The sequence below is a fragment of the Paenibacillus sp. GM1FR genome (assembly GCF_002803315.1).
Classification (GTDB): Bacteria; Bacillota; Bacilli; order Paenibacillales; family Paenibacillaceae; genus Paenibacillus; species Paenibacillus amylolyticus.
In genome coordinates, this window is sequence record NZ_MKZL01000011.1 from 476357 (window position 1) to 494212 (window position 17856).

At 45.8% G+C, this 17856-nt stretch carries 15 protein-coding genes; 11 read left to right on the top strand and 4 right to left on the bottom strand.

All coding sequences use genetic code 11. The features are described 5' to 3' along the window. Positions 1 to 17: 17 nt before the first annotated feature. On the top strand, positions 18 to 728 hold the full coding sequence (locus PAEAM_RS07875; protein ID WP_100527165.1) for a thioesterase II family protein: 711 nt from the start codon (positions 18 to 20) through the stop codon (positions 726 to 728). 206 nt (positions 729 to 934) lie between these two features. Here the strand turns inward: PAEAM_RS07875 and msrA are convergent, their stop codons facing one another. Then, positions 935 to 1897 (bottom strand): peptide-methionine (S)-S-oxide reductase MsrA, encoded by a 963-nt coding sequence (gene msrA / locus PAEAM_RS07880; RefSeq protein WP_100527166.1) that lies wholly within the window; start codon positions 1895 to 1897, stop codon positions 935 to 937. Positions 1898 to 2078: 181 nt separating this feature from the next. Continuing rightward, on the bottom strand, positions 2079 to 2768 hold the full coding sequence (locus PAEAM_RS07885; protein ID WP_165789860.1) for a TVP38/TMEM64 family protein: 690 nt from the start codon (positions 2766 to 2768) through the stop codon (positions 2079 to 2081). Between the two features lie 121 nt (positions 2769 to 2889). Here PAEAM_RS07885 and PAEAM_RS07890 point away from each other — a divergent pair, with 121 nt between their 5' ends. Both PAEAM_RS07890 and PAEAM_RS07895 read left to right on the top strand, forming a co-directional pair. Then, complete coding sequence (locus PAEAM_RS07890) at positions 2890 to 3828, top strand: Gfo/Idh/MocA family protein (RefSeq protein ID WP_100527167.1); 939 nt, start codon at positions 2890 to 2892, stop codon at positions 3826 to 3828. Positions 3829 to 3860: 32 nt separating this feature from the next. Then, positions 3861 to 4175 (top strand): hypothetical protein, encoded by a 315-nt coding sequence (locus PAEAM_RS07895; protein WP_100527168.1) that lies wholly within the window; start codon positions 3861 to 3863, stop codon positions 4173 to 4175. 25 nt (positions 4176 to 4200) lie between these two features. On the opposite strand, the gene PAEAM_RS07900 is transcribed toward PAEAM_RS07895, so the two are convergent. After that, entirely contained in the window at positions 4201 to 5019 is an 819-nt protein-coding gene (locus tag PAEAM_RS07900; protein WP_036674960.1) for an AraC family transcriptional regulator, read from the bottom strand. Positions 5020 to 5209: 190 nt separating this feature from the next. Here PAEAM_RS07900 and PAEAM_RS07905 point away from each other — a divergent pair, with 190 nt between their 5' ends. From PAEAM_RS07905 to PAEAM_RS07930, 6 genes are all read left to right on the top strand, one after another. Continuing rightward, on the top strand, positions 5210 to 6322 hold the full coding sequence (locus PAEAM_RS07905; protein WP_100527169.1) for a Gfo/Idh/MocA family protein: 1113 nt from the start codon (positions 5210 to 5212) through the stop codon (positions 6320 to 6322). A gap of 201 nt (positions 6323 to 6523) precedes the next feature. After that, the gene (locus tag PAEAM_RS07910) at positions 6524 to 7492 is read left to right on the top strand and encodes a sugar phosphate isomerase/epimerase family protein (protein WP_017687548.1); all 969 of its coding nucleotides are present in this window, start codon (positions 6524 to 6526) and stop codon (positions 7490 to 7492) included. Positions 7493 to 7516: 24 nt separating this feature from the next. Continuing rightward, positions 7517 to 8245, top strand: coding sequence for a ThuA domain-containing protein (locus PAEAM_RS07915; protein ID WP_017687549.1), 729 nt, complete (start codon positions 7517 to 7519; stop codon positions 8243 to 8245). Positions 8246 to 8758: 513 nt separating this feature from the next. Continuing rightward, on the top strand, positions 8759 to 9055 hold the full coding sequence (locus PAEAM_RS07920) for a winged helix-turn-helix transcriptional regulator (protein WP_074096966.1): 297 nt from the start codon (positions 8759 to 8761) through the stop codon (positions 9053 to 9055). Between the two features lie 194 nt (positions 9056 to 9249). Beyond that, a complete protein-coding gene (locus tag PAEAM_RS07925; protein ID WP_100527170.1) occupies positions 9250 to 9981 on the top strand; it encodes a hypothetical protein in 732 nt (243 codons plus the stop codon). Positions 9982 to 10178: 197 nt separating this feature from the next. After that, positions 10179 to 10892: a hypothetical protein gene (locus PAEAM_RS07930; protein WP_017687552.1), complete on the top strand. Its 714-nt coding sequence runs from the start codon at positions 10179 to 10181 to the stop codon at positions 10890 to 10892. Positions 10893 to 10979: 87 nt separating this feature from the next. Here PAEAM_RS07930 and PAEAM_RS07935 read toward each other — a convergent pair whose 3' ends face one another. After that, the gene (locus PAEAM_RS07935; protein WP_036614443.1) at positions 10980 to 11696 is read right to left on the bottom strand and encodes a Crp/Fnr family transcriptional regulator; all 717 of its coding nucleotides are present in this window, start codon (positions 11694 to 11696) and stop codon (positions 10980 to 10982) included. A 430-nt stretch (positions 11697 to 12126) separates the two neighbouring features. On the opposite strand from PAEAM_RS07935, the gene adhE reads away from it, so the two are divergent. Together adhE and pflB are read left to right on the top strand one after the other, a co-directional pair. After that, a complete protein-coding gene (adhE, locus tag PAEAM_RS07940; RefSeq protein ID WP_100527171.1) occupies positions 12127 to 14739 on the top strand; it encodes a bifunctional acetaldehyde-CoA/alcohol dehydrogenase in 2613 nt (870 codons plus the stop codon). A 788-nt stretch (positions 14740 to 15527) separates the two neighbouring features. Then, a complete protein-coding gene (gene pflB / locus PAEAM_RS07945; protein WP_076327975.1) occupies positions 15528 to 17786 on the top strand; it encodes a formate C-acetyltransferase in 2259 nt (752 codons plus the stop codon). Positions 17787 to 17856 lie beyond the last annotated feature (70 nt).

Sequence of the window (17856 nt, forward strand, 5' to 3'; positions counted from 1 at the left end):
GAAATTGGAGGAAGTTCATGAATTGCATACATCTCATCTGCTTTCCTTATGCTGGGGGTTCATCCATGGTGTATTATCGCTGGCGTAATTACCTCCCTTCTCATATTCAGTTACATCTGGTTGAATTGTCCGGAAGAGGTCGAAGAATGAACGAACCTCTGTACACATCCATGGAACAGGCTGTGGAGGATGCCTATTTATCTATTCCGTCCCACTTGTTCGAGGAGAAGATTGTTCTATTTGGATATAGTATGGGAAGTCTTATTGCTTATGAACTGGCTCATTACATCAAGGATAAACAGGGCAGAGATCCAGCGCATCTTTTTGTGGCTGCGAGAAAGGCTCCACATATAACCAATCATAAAAAAGCGATACATGCATTGCCTCACGATAAGTTTATACAGGAAATGCTTCAACTTGGCGGCATGTCACCAGAAGTATTCGAGAATAAAGAATTAGCAGAGATATTCGTTCCCCTGCTCAGATCAGATCTGCAGATCGTTGAGAGCTACCAGTGGGCTGCGTCCAGAGCGCCATTAAATACAGATATAACTGTTCTTGCGGGGGCAGATGACCTGATTCCCATGGAACACATGCATGCATGGAACCAAGTAACGAAAGGGAGTTGTACGCTAAGTGTCTATCCGGGTGACCACTTCTTCATTCATCAGCAGTATAATCGGATCACGGAGCAGATCGCCCGTGTACTGAGCGAGTATCATGCATGACGAGAGTGTAAGCTTATCGGTTGAGCAAGGTGCAGTATTATGCACCATAACTCAGTCTCTATAAATAACAAAAAGCATGATCAAGTAGGGTCCCTTTAACGTGAGTCTTTGACTATTGGGACTCCTACATGTTTATTTAAAACAAGAACGTACAACAAAAAAGCAGCGGGATCATCCCACTGCTCTTTTTGTATTTGCATTATAACTTATTGGAAAAGGACGGCGTACTCACCGTATCCTTCTTTTTGCAAGTCTTCTTTGGGTACAAAACGAAGTGCCGCAGAGTTGATGCAATAACGCATTCCACCTGCTTCGGCAGGACCATCGTTGAACAGGTGACCCAGATGGGAATCGCCCTCACGACTTCTCACTTCGGTACGAATCATGAAGTGGCTGAGATCGGTTTTTTCCTTCACGTTGTGGTCACGCAATGGACGTGTGAAGCTCGGCCAGCCACAGCCGGAGTCGTATTTGTCGGTAGAACTGAACAATGGCTCGCCAGATACGATGTCCACATAGATACCATCACCGTGGTGATCCCAGAATTCGTTATGGAATGCAGGCTCGGTCGCGCTGTTCTGCGTAACTTCATATTGAAGCGGCGTCAAACGCTCTTTCAGCCCGCCTTTATCCACGTTACCGGTCCAGTTGCGTTCGATGAAATCTACACGTCCAGAACCTTTGCTGTAGCGTTTGTAATGGGCAGGGTTCTTCCGGTGATAATTTTGGTGATGTTCTTCCGCTTCATAGAACGGTTTGGCTGGCAAAATCGGAGTGAAGATTGGTTTATCAAAACGTCCACTTTGTCCCAGCTCCGCTTTGGAAGCTTCCGCAATCTGGCGCTGTTCTTCACTGTGATAGAAGATGGCCGTCTGATAGGAAGATCCACGGTCATGGAATTGCCCGCCTGTATCCGTAGGATCAATCTGCTGCCAGAAAAGTTCAACCAGTTTCTTATAAGGGAAGATGGCAGGGTCAAACGTAATTTGCACAGCCTCCACATGTCCTGTTGTCTCCGAGCAGACCTCTTCATATGTTGGATTCTCGGTATGTCCTCCTGTATAACCCGATACGATCTTATGAATACCGGGCAGTTCTTCAAAGGGGGATACCATACACCAGAAGCATCCGCCTGCAAAAGTTGCTAACTCACTTGAATGTTGTTCCATGCTATAGTCACTCCATTTCTGATGAAGATTTAGCGCTCGTGTTCGAGCTCCAGCAATCTACCGTTTTATTAAAACTTGTTACACAAGCATTAGGCTTGCTCTTCTATTATATCCTGAATTGGCAAGCCAACCAAGCCGGAATGAAAACAAGCTGAATCTGAACGGTTTGCTAATTCTGAATTCAGGCTTTGTTGCGTGACCGAAAGCGAAATAAGAGTAATACAATGGCCATGAACACCAGATATCCGGCAAGGATGGCCAGGCTCAGCCAGATTGAGGTTTCAGCTTGTGCACCTGCATAGGCAAATACAAAAATCGCTGGCATTTTCCCAATGGCCGTGGCAAGCATGAAGACCCAGAATGGCGTGTACGTTATACCTGCGTAGATATTAACGGCCATCTGAGGCACGATCGGCAACAGTCGCATCGACATGACACCCATGAACGGATGTGCTTCCATCCATGTGGTAAAACGGTTCAGACCCCGAATACGTTCGAGGTACGATCTCGCCTGATGTCTGAAGATGGTTCTTGCTCCGCCATACACGAGCATGGCTGCAAGTGTGGTGCCAAGCCAGCATATCCAGGCTGCTGTGGTGGTACCGTAACTGTAACCAAAGGCGATAATAACAAACTTATAAGGAATTACAGGCACAAGAGCAAACAATGTTGCCATGGCGAGTAACAGCGGAATGGACTGATGAAGATCTGTCCAGGCCAGCAGTTCATATCTGTAAATAAACGTGACTCCTGCAAGTAAAACATATAACAGAAGCCATAACCATTTTCGCAAAATCCTAAACGCTCCTTTCAGATCAGGCAGGTCTGGTCGTGTCCCGATCTGTACTGCTGTTCCTCCTAAGTTTACCACGTTCGCCCATTGTCTGAACAATTCGTGCGAAGTGTGCTGCAATCACTGGCAAGTTGCTGTCCGAAGGGTTACACTATAGGACGTGGAAATATAGAACCGAACTGAAGGTGGAATGATCATCATGGAAACAACCCAACGTAAACGAGTTGCAATTATCGGCCTCGGCGATATTGCACGTAAAGTATATTTGCCGCTGTTAACAGCTCATCCGAACGTGGAGATTGTAGGCATTATGAACCGATCTCCGGAGCCGGTCAAAGCCGTTCAGGAGGCGTATCGATTAGAACGGGGAACAACGGATCTGAAAGAACTGTTGTCCTGGGACTTGGATGCGGTGTTTGTACATACAGCAACGGAAGCGCACTTTGACATTGTCATGCAATGTCTGGAACAGGGATTAGCCGTGTACGTAGACAAACCGTTATCCTATACGATTCGGGAGTCGGAAGAGATGACTGCTTTTGCCGAGGCACAAGGGCTGCTACTGGCCGTGGGCTTCAACCGTAGATTCGCACCGATGTACCAAAAAGCGAAAGAATGGATGCAGGGTGGAAAAGGTTTTGAATCCTTGACAGTGACCAAACATCGTACAGGCATTCAGGATCGTCCTGCGGCAGAAACCATCTATGATGATCTCATCCATATACTGGATCTGATGTTGTGGTACTCGGATCATAATGTGGAGTTGCTTCATCAATGGATTCGGAAGAATGATCTGGACAGACTGCTGCATGCAACCGGAACGGCCAAGCTGGGCAGAACAGCCTACGGTCGATTCGATATGGTGCGTGAAGCTGGGGCAGATCTGGAGAAGATCGAATTGCATGGTGGTGGACGATCTGTTGAAGTGGTGAACATGGACACGATCAGCTACATGGAACAGGGGAGTCTGGAAACCAAAGAAACGTTCGGGAGCTGGGACACCGTGTTAGCACGCAGAGGTTTTAGCGGAGCAGTTGACAATTTCCTGGCTTGTCTGGACTCACCTGATGATTGCCTGATCAGTGCAAGTCATGTCATGGACAGTCATGAACTGGCGGAACAATTGATTCGCAAATAATTGCAGAATACACATACGGAGGAATACAAGTCATGGATGAATATGAAAAGGAACGTAATAAACAGATCGAGGAAGCTGTTGTAGAAACCTATAAACAGGAAGAAGAGATGATGATCCTCGTATTTGCCCAGTGGTGTGTCAATCATGGTTTGGACCCGGAAGAGATGTACCGGCAAGCCTACCCGGATCAGCAGAGCAACGAGCGTTTGCAGCAGGTGCAGAAGCTGATTGTATCCAAGGAGGAAGCCGGTGAGATTCCGGATGATACGGTACTTGGCGTGTTGTCCATGTTTGGCAATGAAGATCTGGCGATGGTTGTATCCGAGGCCATAGCCGCGCGCAAATAAGTTCAACTTACGTATACTAATATGATTACATCTGTTCCCGGTGAATGACGCGGAATTCCTTCGGGGACATGCCGAACCGGGAACGGAATACCCGATGAAAATAGGTATAGTTGTTAAAGCCGGATGACTCAGACACTTGCTCCAGAGTCATTGGACTGAAAATAATCCGTTCCCTGGCCATATTCAGCCGTACGTCAAGCGTGTATTGCATGATGCTTTTGCCAAACGCTTCTTTGAAGAGATGTACACCCCGTGAGACACTAATGCCAATATGTGTTGCCACATCATCGAGCTTGAATAAAGAGGAAGCGTTTTCTTCAATGTAGTTTTTGATCTCATAAGCCACATAATTGGTGTTGGTTATCGTTGGATGCTCCGCGAGCAGACGATCCACTTCAAGACATAAAATTCGCATATAATAACTTGAAATTTCCGGATAAGGATTGGAGATGCGGCGTTGCTCCAGTACGAGCTGTCGAAACAGGACCAAAAGGCTTTCCGTCAGTTCGACTTTAATTCGGGTCGGCCGTTTGTGACGCTTCCACCACTCATCTACCCAGGAACCATTAAAGAAGATGTGATAGTCACCACTCTCCACCAGTCGTTCTCCCATCGGATTGGTTTCATTGTCTATTCTCAGCTCATAGGGTTCATCAGGATCAAAAAGAAGCAGATCACCCGCATCCACCAGGGACATGTCCCCGTCTATGCGTGCACGGCAACGTCCGTCTGTTTGCAGTCTTAACAGGTAGTTCTTCACCCCTTCAGGCTGCACCATAGCGTAGGGTTTACGATGAAATGAAAAGCCTGCTGTAAGAACTTGGCAGGTTTGATCTGTCGGCATGGGCATACTCCTTGCAATTTGAAAATTATGACCAGATAGTTCATGTTTCAATCATATTATTCATTTTAATTGAAGCTGAAACGGAATACCATAGTATTAGATTTAAGGAACAGGAAACATCCAACAAAACATATGTATCTCAACCATTCAAACGCAGATTTTCACCATGCGTAAGGAGATGAACGTCACAGTGGAGAAAATGAAAACAGGCATCATCGGGTGTGGTAACATCAGCGCCATCTACTTGGAAAATCTCAAAAACAACCCGGTCATTGAAGTCGTGGCTGTTGCGGATTTGATTCGTGAACGCGCTCAGGAACGGGCAGATGAATTTAATATCGCAAACGTTTACAATGTAGATGAGTTGCTGCAAAATAACGAAATTGAACTTGTGTTGAACCTTACGGTTCCTGGCAGTCATGCCATGACCGATCTGGCTGCACTCGAAGCAGGCAAACATGTGTATGCCGAGAAGCCGCTGGCAATTTCTCTTGAGGATGGTCGCAAAGTTGTTGAGTTGGCTGAGGAAAAGGGATTGTATGTTGGTTCTGCACCGGATACCTTCCTTGGTTCAGGCATACAGACAGCTCGTAAGGCCATTGAGGATGGGCTAATTGGCAAGCCGGTTGCAGCGACTTCATTCTTTATGGGTGGAGGACCAGAAGCTTGGCATCCTAATCCGGAGTTCTTTTATGTCGCAGGTGGCGGACCGATGTTTGATATGGGACCTTACTACCTGACCGCTCTGATTACGCTGCTTGGACCGATACGCAGAATCAGCGCCTCGGCAGGGATACAGATTGCAGATCGCAAGATTGGCTCTGGGCCAAAGGAAGGTACAGCGCTTCAAGTAGAGACGCCTACTCACTTGGCAGGAACCATTGATTTTGCAGAAGGTGCCATTGCAACCATGATTACCAGTTTCGATATTCGCGGAGCTTCGGATCTGCCACGTATTGAAATCTATGGTACAGAAGGTACGCTTAGTGTACCGGACCCCAATTATTTTAACGGGGAAGTGAAGGTTCGCAGATACGGTCAAGACACTTGGGAGACGGTCAAACCAGTCTTCGAAAGTGGACAAAACGAACGAGGCATCGGCGTAACGGAAATGGTTGAATCCATTCGTGCCGGACGGGAACACAAAGCCAGTGGCAAGCTTGCTTATCACGTACTGGAAGCCATGCATTCATTCCAGCGTTCTTCACTTGAAGGCAAGCATATACATCTGGAAAGCAGCTATGATTCTTTTGCAGTAACTCGCACAGTTCAAACTGAGATTGAAACCGTGGAATCCCACTAGTCTGAGCAATAAGTGTTCGAAGCTTGATGCTCTTACGAGTGAAGCAGAATAACCAGTATTCTTACGTTCAATTTCAGGATAGAAACACTCTCGATTTTCCACACTAATCAAACAGGCATGTGATCTGAACGGTAATTGTATACAGTTCAATATTCATGAATTCAGCAATCATACGATATCTAATCCAGGGAGGAATCGCACTTGAAACTCGGCGTATTTTTGGTACTATTCGGAGGACGTAAATTGGAGGATGCTCTTGATTATGTAGCATCCAAGGGATTAAAAGCAGTAGAGATCGGAACAGGTGGACATCCAGGCAATGCACATTGTAAGCCAGATGAGTTATTAAGCAATCCTACAGCATTGAAAAACTTCAAAAATGCAGTGGAATCACGTGGTTTGACGATCAGTGCACTCAGCTGTCACGGTAACCCGCTACATCCGCAAAAGGATATTGCCAAAGGATTTCACGATGATTTTGTTAAATCGGTAGAACTGGCTGAGAAGCTGGAAGTACCTGTAGTGAATACATTCTCCGGTTGTCCGGGAGACCATGAGGATGCCAAATATCCGAACTGGCCTGTTGCACCATGGCCAAATGACTTCCAGGAGATCCTGAAGTGGCAGTGGGAGAACAAAGTGATCCCTTACTGGACAGAGTGGGGTAAATTTGCAGCAGATCGTAACGTAAAAGTTGGATTGGAGCTGCACGGTGGATTCTCCGTTCATACTCCAGCAACCCTGCTGAGACTGCGTGAAGCAGCAGGTGAAGTGATCGGAGCCAATCTGGACCCAAGTCACATGTGGTGGCAAGGTATTGATCCGGTTCAGGCAATTCACATCTTGGGACGTGAAGGAGCTATTCATCACTTCCATGCAAAAGATACAACGATTGATCCGGTAAACGTGAACAAACACGGTGTAACGGATATGCAGGACTATACCAATATGCTGGATCGGGCTTGGCAGTTCCGCTCGGTTGGTTATGGACATGATAACAAGACTTGGGCAGATATTATGAGTGCCTTGCGTCTGGTCGGATATGATTATGTAGTAAGTATTGAGCACGAAGACGGTCTGATGTCGGTTGAAGAAGGATTCTCTAAAGCCGTGCAAAATCTCCAGCAAGTATTGATCGAAGAACCGCTGGGCGATATGTGGTGGGTTTAGAGCTACACTAGGGGGAAATTGAATATGATCAACGTCACCATTTGGAATGAATTTGTCCATGAGAAAATTCACGATGAAGTAAGGGAAGTCTACCCGGATGGTCTGCATCGAGCACTGGCTGACGGACTTGGCGGCGAAGGCTTTGCTATTCGTACAGCTACACTGGATCAGCCTGAACATGGATTAAGTGATGAAGTGCTGAATTCCACAGATGTGCTCATATGGTGGGGACATATGGCACATGATCGCGTAAGCGATGAGATCTCACAGAAGGTTGCGCAGCGAGTGCTGAACGGGATGGGAATGATTGTGCTCCATTCAGGTCATTTCTCCAAACCATTCAAAGCGCTGATGGGAACAAGCTGCGATCTGAAGTGGCGTGTAGCTGACGAGCAGGAAATTGTATGGTGTGTTAACCCATCTCATCCGATTGCGGATGGCATCGAAGGCAAGATTGTATTGGAAAAAGAAGAGATGTACGGTGAATTCTTCGATATTCCAGTACCGGATGAACTGGTGTTTGTGAGCAACTTCCAGGGTGGGGAAGTATTCCGGAGCGGATGTACGTTCCGGCGTGGTGAAGGTAAAATCTTTTATTTCCGACCAGGTCATGAGACGTATCCGACCTATTACAAACCGGAAATATTAAGAGTGATCAGCAATGCTGTGAAATGGGCATATCCTGCCCGCAGCTTTAAGCCGGAATTTGGCAAGAGCGAACCTGTAAGACCATTTGGTGGCGTGCTGGTCTAATTTACTAATTGCTTCGTGAAAGATATATAAGTTCAACTAACATTTACACAATAACGGAGAGGGCAGAAATAACTTGAAGAAGCGTAGCGTGCGCCTTTATCCCCGGATTTTCCCTTTAGAAAGGAATTAAAAAAATCTGGGGATAACAGCGATCGGAAAGTTGTTCTGACGTCGGAGTGTTAGTGTAAAATGATCTTTAGTTGAACTATACTAATAAATGTATACGAAGGAACCCTTCTCCGAGTCATTGATGACTGTGGCAGCTGGGTTCTTTTTGGGTAAGATAGTACTATGGGGAAGTTATACGATATTTCCCATGGTGACGACGTAGCGTGTAATGTATACTGGGATGTATGATCCATTTTGGATGATATGCTTCTAAAATTTAAACTTTTTAGTTGCAGGCGTTTTCTTTGAAGCTTAAATATGTTATTATGAAATATACTAACAAAATGTAAGTTGATTTGAGTGATCTCTAAAGAGGTGATTAATGTGGAAGGTCAAGACTTGCGGATGTGTCCGCGTTTTGAGACGGCGTTTTCTTTTTTGGGCAAGCGCTGGAATGGTTTAATTATTCAAACATTGATGAGTGGTTCGAAGCGATTCAAGGATATCTCCAATCTGATTCCATCCATGAGTGATAAGATGTTATCCGAACGGATGAAAGATCTGGAGAGTGAAGGTATTCTGGTGCGTCACGTCTATCCCGAGACGCCAGTTCGTATTGAATATGAACTGACGGATAAAGGTAGAGCGCTCCAGCCTGTCATGAATCAAATTCAAGACTGGGCTGAGCAGTGGGTTGACTAACGCATAAGCAATATCACCCACTTTTGTTGCATGAATGACATAGACTCCTGATTTCTGTGGAAATCAGGGGTTTTTGTCTTAAGTACTATGTTGTTCGGCGTTTTTCTCTTGGGCTATGCACATGTTGTCATGAGTTGTAGTATAATCTATAGAAAATGGCCACAGACGGCCGGAGCGAAGGAGGCCCACTTGTCATGAGAGAAGAAAGCTTATCCCGTGAAGTACGCTACGGCAAAAAAGATATTGCAGAACTTGAGAGCGCATCCATTCAGGTCCATCTAATTTACAAAAAAGCTGCAGAGTTGTTTAAGCGCACAGCATATTCCCGTTTGGTTAAGGATGATCTTGCCGAAGTGAATACGCATTCTGTGAACAGCGATGGTCCGAAATTAGCTCCGGCGGTGCTGCAAAAATGGATTCAAACGTCCAGGGGCTGGAAGTGTATCGGATGTGAGCTGGGACAACCTGATTCAACGATGTCTCAGATGGAAGAAACTATGCATGCTAAGCAATTGGCTTTAGATGTGGGAGAAGGTCGGTTGGTTCAGGCAGAAATGCTGATTCAGGCGGTTGTCTGGTCTCAATATGAGAAGATTCGAATGTTTGCACCATGGCTTGGTGATGAACCCTTTTATAGCGTGCAGGAACTGGATGTCATTGCCCGTTATATTGTGCCTACCTATTTCTCGGAACGGCCTTTGCATGAGCAAGGCAAGGTATTTAAGGTCCATCATCAATATGGGCAGATTCCGTTGTATCAGGAGTATGTAGACGCACCTTCATGTTGCGTGCAGGTTGACGGTGGATTGCTTGAAGGGCGATTGCTGACAGGTGTATACGTATCTGAGGAGCAGTTCTTCGGGCTTAATCCATATCTGAAAGATGGAGATGGAGGACGGACATACATGCAGGCTAGTGTCCAATGATAACGTAACCAATTAGAACATAAAAATGATATAGATTGGAGAGCCTGTGTGCAGGCTCTCTTTCTTGTACAAGCCTTATTTGGAGGCGGTACCCTATAAAAGTAACGGCTTTGACACTTTTTTTTGCCGAAGGTTGTGCCATAATAGAGGTTATGGACAACAGGGTGAATGATTTTACGCAGGGTGGTGTTACCTACATGATGAAGAAAATCCCCGGTTACATAGGTGTATGTTTGCTCCTACTGGCGATCTTGGCTGGTTGTAGTGAGACACAGCCTTCTGAGCAGCCAATTGTCAAAGAGACAGAAACAGCGAATACAATCACAGTGGCTGTAGATGGCAGTACGTTTTTGCCTGATGCAACAAAGTCCATTAAGCGAGATTTTAGTGAGGGTTTGACACTCAAAAAAGCATTACTCAATAGCGGACTGGTTGATTTTACGGCAGATGGCAAACGGATTCAATCCGTGGGTGAAGTTTCTCTGGATTCTTCGCTTAGCTGGGCTGTCAAATTAAATGGCAAGGATATTGAGCAGGAAGATTGGGACATGGAGCTTCATGCCAAAGATGAAGTGATCATTTACGTGAAAGCCGCTGACAGTGGGGGGGATGGCGTTGCATATCAGACAACGTTACTCAAGGTTAGCGGTGGAAACATTATGCCAACCCTTAATCGTCAATATGCCGGCGTCTACGTTCAAGAGTGCACAGTTCGCGATGTGTTGAAGTCCAGCGGCATTGTAAGAATGTCGGAGAATAACAAATTTGTCGTTTCGGTCGAGAATGTCACGCCTCGTATGAATGAGCGGTGGGTCATTATGGTGAATGACAAAGAATTAATGGAAAATGGTCTGGACATGAAATTAAATCCACGTGATGCGGTAAAGCTTGAATTGACCAATGCATCCTAAGTATACCAAGAAGCCCAATCTCTTTTTAGAGAACTGGGCTTTTTTTCATTAAATATATAAACAAGATCCGATCAGCATAGTCAAATATTAAATACGACAGATCTCGTTCGGGCAAAGCTCACAGTGACAGATTCCTTGCAGCATCTTCAGATCTTTGATGACAATCATGCCATTGTCATATTCAATCCCATCTTTCTTACGCAGGTCGCTTAACATGCGGTTTACACTTTCACGAGTGGCTCCAATCATATTGGACAGGTCCGTGTGGGTAATTTTTTTGTGAATAATGACATGCTCTCCATGAGGCTCACCATACGAATTCGACAACCGAATGAGGGTGGAGCAAAGTGCACCCGGTTTGCCATATAACATGAGATCCCGGAATTTGGTCTGTGTCAACCGGTGGTGGATGCCCATCCATTTCATAAAATCGATCGCGAAGTCACAATGCTGGCAGATTAACATTTCCAGGTCTTTATGTTCCAGTACACCGATCTCACTGTCCTCCAATACTTCCGCTGAGAAGCTGTGTTTAGAGCCAAAGAAGGGATCAGCCTGCCCAATCATATCACCGGATTGATACATGTACATGATCAGTTCCTTGCCTTCATCCGTGGATTTGGTGATCTGGGCACGGCCCCGTTTCATATAATAAAGTTTGTCAGAGATGTCGCCTTCCCAGTACAGATGTGTACCTTCCGGATAGGTTCTATCTTTCATGGTAACCAGTAGATGGTTGAAATTTGCTTCCGAAAAACAGTTAGTATTACCGCGCTTTTCCAGTACAGTTGTTAGTTCTCTCATAAGTCTATCTCCCCTTTATGTCCATCGGACGACCTTCTGTAGTAAGCAGTAGCCTCCGAGGTTCGCCGCAAACCGTTGCCGTCCTGATCAGGGTCATCTCGGCCGGGAGGAAGGACGGTACAAATTGCGGTGGTTCAATTTTTAAGTTCAGTATATACCTAATCTTACCGTTTGAGGGGGAAGGAAAGGGGGCAAAAATGACGAAATTTCAAACATTGTGATAAAATTCACTTTTAATGGAGAGGATGAATTTTACAGCTCTATATTTTAAATAGGAAGTGGAAATGGTCGTATGAAGGACACTACAAAACTTAAATTAAATCTGTTATACTTTGTGAAAAAAATCACATAATTAAGTTTATTGTCATGTTACGATGTGAATGTAAACGAGAGAGACAAACTAATACGAACCTTTAGGAGGATGAGGGAGATGGCTGTAAAGAACGAAGTCGCCCCAGCAAAAGAACCGACAGCAGGTCAGTATATCCAAACGTTAATCGACAAAGCGAATAAAGCACACGCCGCATTCATGAAGATGGACCAGAAGCAGATTGACCGGATTGTGCAAGCGATGGCGCTTGCGGGTCTGGATAAACACATGATGCTCGCCAAGATGGCCGTAGAAGAAACAGGCCGCGGAGTGTATGAGGATAAAATCACCAAAAATATATTTGCAACAGAATATGTGTATCACAGTATCAAGTACGATAAAACCGTAGGTGTGATTGAAGATAACGAATATGAGAGCTTCCAGAAAATTGCGGAGCCGGTCGGCATTATTATGGGGATTACACCGGTCACGAACCCAACATCAACGACGATGTTTAAAGCACTGATCTCTATCAAGACGCGTAACCCGATCATCTTTGGTTTCCACCCATCTGCACAGAATTGTAGCCGGGAAGCTGCCAAAATCCTGCTGGAAGCGGCTGTGAAACATGGTGCACCAGCAGATTGTATCCAGTGGATTGATGATCCTTCCATGGATCGTACAAATGAACTGATGAATCACAATGATGTGGCTCTCATTCTGGCAACAGGCGGATCAGGCATGGTACGTGCAGCGTACAGCTGTGGTAAACCTGCACTGGGCGTAGGACCGGGTAACGTACCTTGCTTTATCGAGAAAAGCGCGGATATCAATCAGGCAGTTACGGATTTGATCCTGTCCAAGTCTTTCGATAACGGCATGATCTGTGCTTCCGAGCAAGCGGTCATCATTGAAGAACCGATCTTCGATCAAGTGAAGAAAAAAATGATTGCAAATGGCTGTTACTTTGTTAACAAAGATGAAGCAGCAAAATTGACAGCAGGTGCGATTAATACCGAGAAATGTGCGGTGAACCCGGCGATTGTTGGTCAATCTGCGGTAAGCATTGCGAAATTGTGTGGTATTGAAGTTCCAGCAGGCACCAAAATTCTCGTGGCCGAGATTGAAGGGGTAGGTACCAAATTCCCATTGTCGGCTGAGAAATTAAGCCCGGTACTGGCTTGTTACAAAGTTAAAACGGCAGCAGAGGGAATTGAACGTGCAGCAGAAGTGGTTGCTTTTGGCGGCATGGGTCACTCCTCGGTTATCCACTCCACAAATGAAGAAGTGATTGGCAAATTCGCAGATCGTCTGCAAACCGGACGGATTATTGTGAACTCACCATCCACACACGGTGCCATCGGGGATATCTACAACACAAACATGCCGTCATTGACACTGGGATGCGGATCATACGGACGTAACTCGACTTCTTCCAACGTAACCGCTGTGAACTTAATCAATGTGAAAAGGGTGGCTCGTCGTACCGTGAATATGCAATGGTTCAAAGTGCCGAACAAAGTCTACTTCGAAAAAGGGGCAACACAGTATCTTGCCAAAATGCCTGACATCACACGTGTGGCCATTATTACGGATGCCATGATGGTGAAGCTTGGATATGTTGAAAAGGTAGAACACTATCTGCGTCAACGCCAAATGCCAGTAGCAATCGAAGTGTTCTCCGATGTTGAGCCAGATCCATCCACAACAACGGTAGACCGCGGAACCGAAATGATGCGCCGCTTCCAACCAGACTGCATTATCGCACTCGGCGGTGGATCACCGATGGATGCTGCCAAAGCCATGTGGTTGTTCTATGAGTATCCAGACACGGACTTTAACGATCTGAAACAGAAATTCATGGATATCCGCAAACGGATCTACAAATATCCACGTCTCGGCGTAAAAGCGAAATTTGTAGCGATCCCAACCACATCGGGTACAGGTTCTGAAGTGACATCATTCGCGGTTATCACAGATAAAAATCAAGGTAACACCAAATATCCATTGGCCGACTATGAGCTGACACCAGACGTAGCGATTGTCGATCCGGAGTTTGTATACTCCCTGCCTAAAACGGCTGTAGCCGATACAGGTATGGACGTACTGACGCATGCGATTGAAGCTTATGTATCTGTTATGGCAAATGATTATACGGATGGACTTGCGATCAAAGCCATTCAACTGGTATTCCAATACCTGGAGCAATCGGCACTGCAAGGCGACAAACTGGCACGTGAGAAAATGCATAATGCTTCCACGATTGCAGGTATGGCGTTTGCCAACGCATTCCTGGGCATTAACCACAGCTTGGCGCACAAATGGGGCGGTCAGTATCACACCGCACACGGACGCACCAATGCCATTCTGATGCCACACGTCATTCGTTACAACGCGAAAAAACCGACCAAATTTGCATCGTTCCCGAAATATTCGCACTTTGTAGCGGATGAGCGGTATGCCGAAATCGCCCGCATCTTGGGATTGCCTGCTCGTACAACAGAAGAAGGCGTAACCAGTCTCATCAATGCGATTCGCAAACTGAACAAAACATTGGGCATTGAAGAATCGTTCCAGGAAATCGGATTTGATGCCAAAGACTTTGAAGCACATGTCGATTATCTGGCTGACCGTGCCTTCGAAGACCAATGTACAACCGCCAATCCGAAGTTGCCGCTGGTAACTGAACTGGCTGATGTTTACCGCAACGCTTTCTACGGAAAGTTTGAATAATAAACTTAGAACGAAGCGTGCCTTACGGCAAGAAGATCAGGGTTCCCCGAGAGGGGAGCCCCGATTGCCGTCTTTCACACCATACCGAAGTGGGCAGAAAAACAGAAGAGCGAGCATCTGTTTTTCAGGATTTATTCTAAGATTTGGTTTGCTCCGAGCATAGAGGAGCAACGGGTTCTATAGAGGTTACACGGAATCCGTGACGTGGCTGTTTGAGCCAGATGTTCACACAATAACGGAGTGGGCAGAAAAACAGAAGAGCGAGCATCTGTTTTTCAGGATTTAATCTAAGATTTGGTTTGCTCCGAGCATAGAGGAGCAACGGGTTCTAGAGAGGTGGTATGGAATCCGTGATGTGACTGTTTAAGCCAGATGTTCACACATTAACGGAGAGGGCAGAAAAAACTGAAGAAGCGGAGCGTTCGCCTTTATCCCCGGATTTTACCCTTTGAAAAATAAAATTGAAAAAATCCGGGGATAACAGCGATCGGAAGTTGTTCTGCCCGCGCAGTGGCTAAGTGTGAATGTACAGGGGGTAATGGGACACAGCGCAGGTGGAGTGAGTTAGTTCACTGGCTTTGTGACAAAAATCACAGATGATGAAAGCCCCAAGTCGTATACTGAAAATGTAAGAAAAACATTCATCCCGCGGTTCCGGTTCCCAAGTAGAGAGAACATGTTCCGGTTTATGTGAAACAATTCACATTAATCGCGGCTCTGGGCACACAATGCTACGAATGAAGCAAGATGTTATGTGTCCAGAAATCCAAATTAGTGGAGGGATTACGATGTCGGTGATTGAAAAAGATGTCAAACAACAAACAGGCTGGAGAAACTTTACCAAAGGAACATGGACCAAATCCGTAGATGTGAATGATTTTCTGGCACACAACTTGTCTCCGTATTACGGCGACGAAGCATTTCTCGCAGGTGCAACCCAGAATACCAAAGAATTGTGGGAGATCGTATCTGATCTGACCAAAAAAGAACGGGATAACGGCGGTGTCCTTGACGTTGACGTGAACACACCAGGTACTATTATTTCTCACCAACCCGGTTATCTGGATCAATCCAAAGAACAGATTGTCGGCGTTCAGACCGATGCTCCGTTCAAACGTTCCATTCAACCAACAGGCGGAATTCGCATGATGATTGACGCATGTGAGGCATATGGCTTTGAAATGCCACAGGGCGTCATTGATATATTTACAAACATTCGCAAAACACATAACCAGGGTGTATTCGATGCTTATACTTCCGACATGCGTGCAGCGCGTAAAGCAGGGATTATTACAGGTCTGCCAGATGCTTACGGCCGTGGCCGGATCATCGGTGACTATCGTCGTGTAGCTTTGTACGGGGTAGACTTCCTGATTCGTAACAAAAAAGGCGAACTGAATGCACTCGAAGTTGATGTTATTGATGAAGATGTCATTCGTCTGCGGGAAGAATTGTCTGAGCAGATTCGTGCATTGCAAGAATTGAAACAATTGGGCGATATGCACGGGTTCGATATTTCCTTGCCAGCGACAACAGCAAAAGAAGCATTCCAATGGTTGTACTTCGGTTATCTGGCTGCGATCAAAGAACAGAACGGTGCTGCGATGTCACTCGGACGTGTATCTTCTTTCCTGGATATCTACATTGAACGTGACCTGCAAGAAGGGATTTTGTCCGAAGAACAGGCTCAGGAATTGGTTGACCATTTCGTAATGAAACTGCGGATCGTCAAATTCCTGCGTACACCGGATTACAACGAACTGTTCAGTGGAGATCCAACATGGGTGACTGAGTCCATCGGTGGTATGTCCGTGAATGGCGAAACACGTGTAACCAAAAACAGCTTCCGTTTCCTGCATACACTGCACAACTTGGGTCCTGCACCAGAACCAAACTTGACTGTTCTCTGGTCAACGAAACTTCCAGAAGCTTTCAAAGATTATTGCAGTAAAGTATCCATTGAAACCAGCTCAATCCAGTATGAAAATGATGATCTGATGCGTCCGATCTACGGTGACGATTACGGTATTGCTTGCTGTGTATCAGCGATGAAGATCGGGAAACAAATGCAATTCTTCGGCGCTCGTGCCAACCTGGCAAAAGCTCTCCTGTATGCGATCAACGGTGGTCGTGACGAGAAATCCGGAGCACAAGTTGGACCTGAGTATCCTGCCATCACTAGCGAAGTGCTGGATTACAATGAGGTTATGAAACGCTTCAAACCAATGATGGAGTGGCTGGCTAAGCTGTATATGAACACCCTCAACGTCATTCACTACATGCACGATAAATACAGCTATGAGCGTATCGAAATGGCATTACATGACCGTGATATTGTACGTACGATGGCTTGTGGTATCGCTGGTCTGTCGGTTACAGCAGATTCACTGAGTGCAATCAAATATGCCAAAGTAAAACCAATTCGTAACGAACAAGGCATCGCTGTTGATTTCGAAATCGAAGGAGACTTCCCTTGTTACGGTAACAATGAAGACAGCGTAGACAGCATTGCTGTTGAACTGGTCGAGAACTTCATGGGCATGATTCGCAAGCACAAAGCTTACCGTAACGCAGTTCCAACACAATCCGTTCTGACGATCACTTCCAACGTGGTATATGGTAAGAAAACAGGGACTACACCGGATGGTCGTAAAGCAGGTGAACCATTTGCTCCAGGTGCAAACCCAATGCATGGTCGTGACAAAAAAGGTGCACTGGCATCCCTTGGCTCGGTAGCCAAATTGCCTTATGAACACAGTCTTGACGGGATTTCCAATACCTTCTCCATCGTGCCAAAAGCATTGGGTAAAGAGGAGACTACACGTAAATCCAATCTGACTGCGATGATGGATGGTTACTTCGGTCAAAACGCTCATCACCTGAACGTTAACGTATTTGATCGTCAGCAATTGATTGATGCGATGGATCACCCGGAAAGCTATCCACAACTGACTATACGGGTATCCGGATATGCCGTTAACTTCATTAAATTGACTCGTGAACAACAGTTGGATGTCATCAACCGTACGTTCCATGGCTCGATGTAAGTAATTTGCTAGTAGAAGACCGCTAGAGCAAGGTATTCCAAATCATATTAAACGCACAGCGGATGCGGAT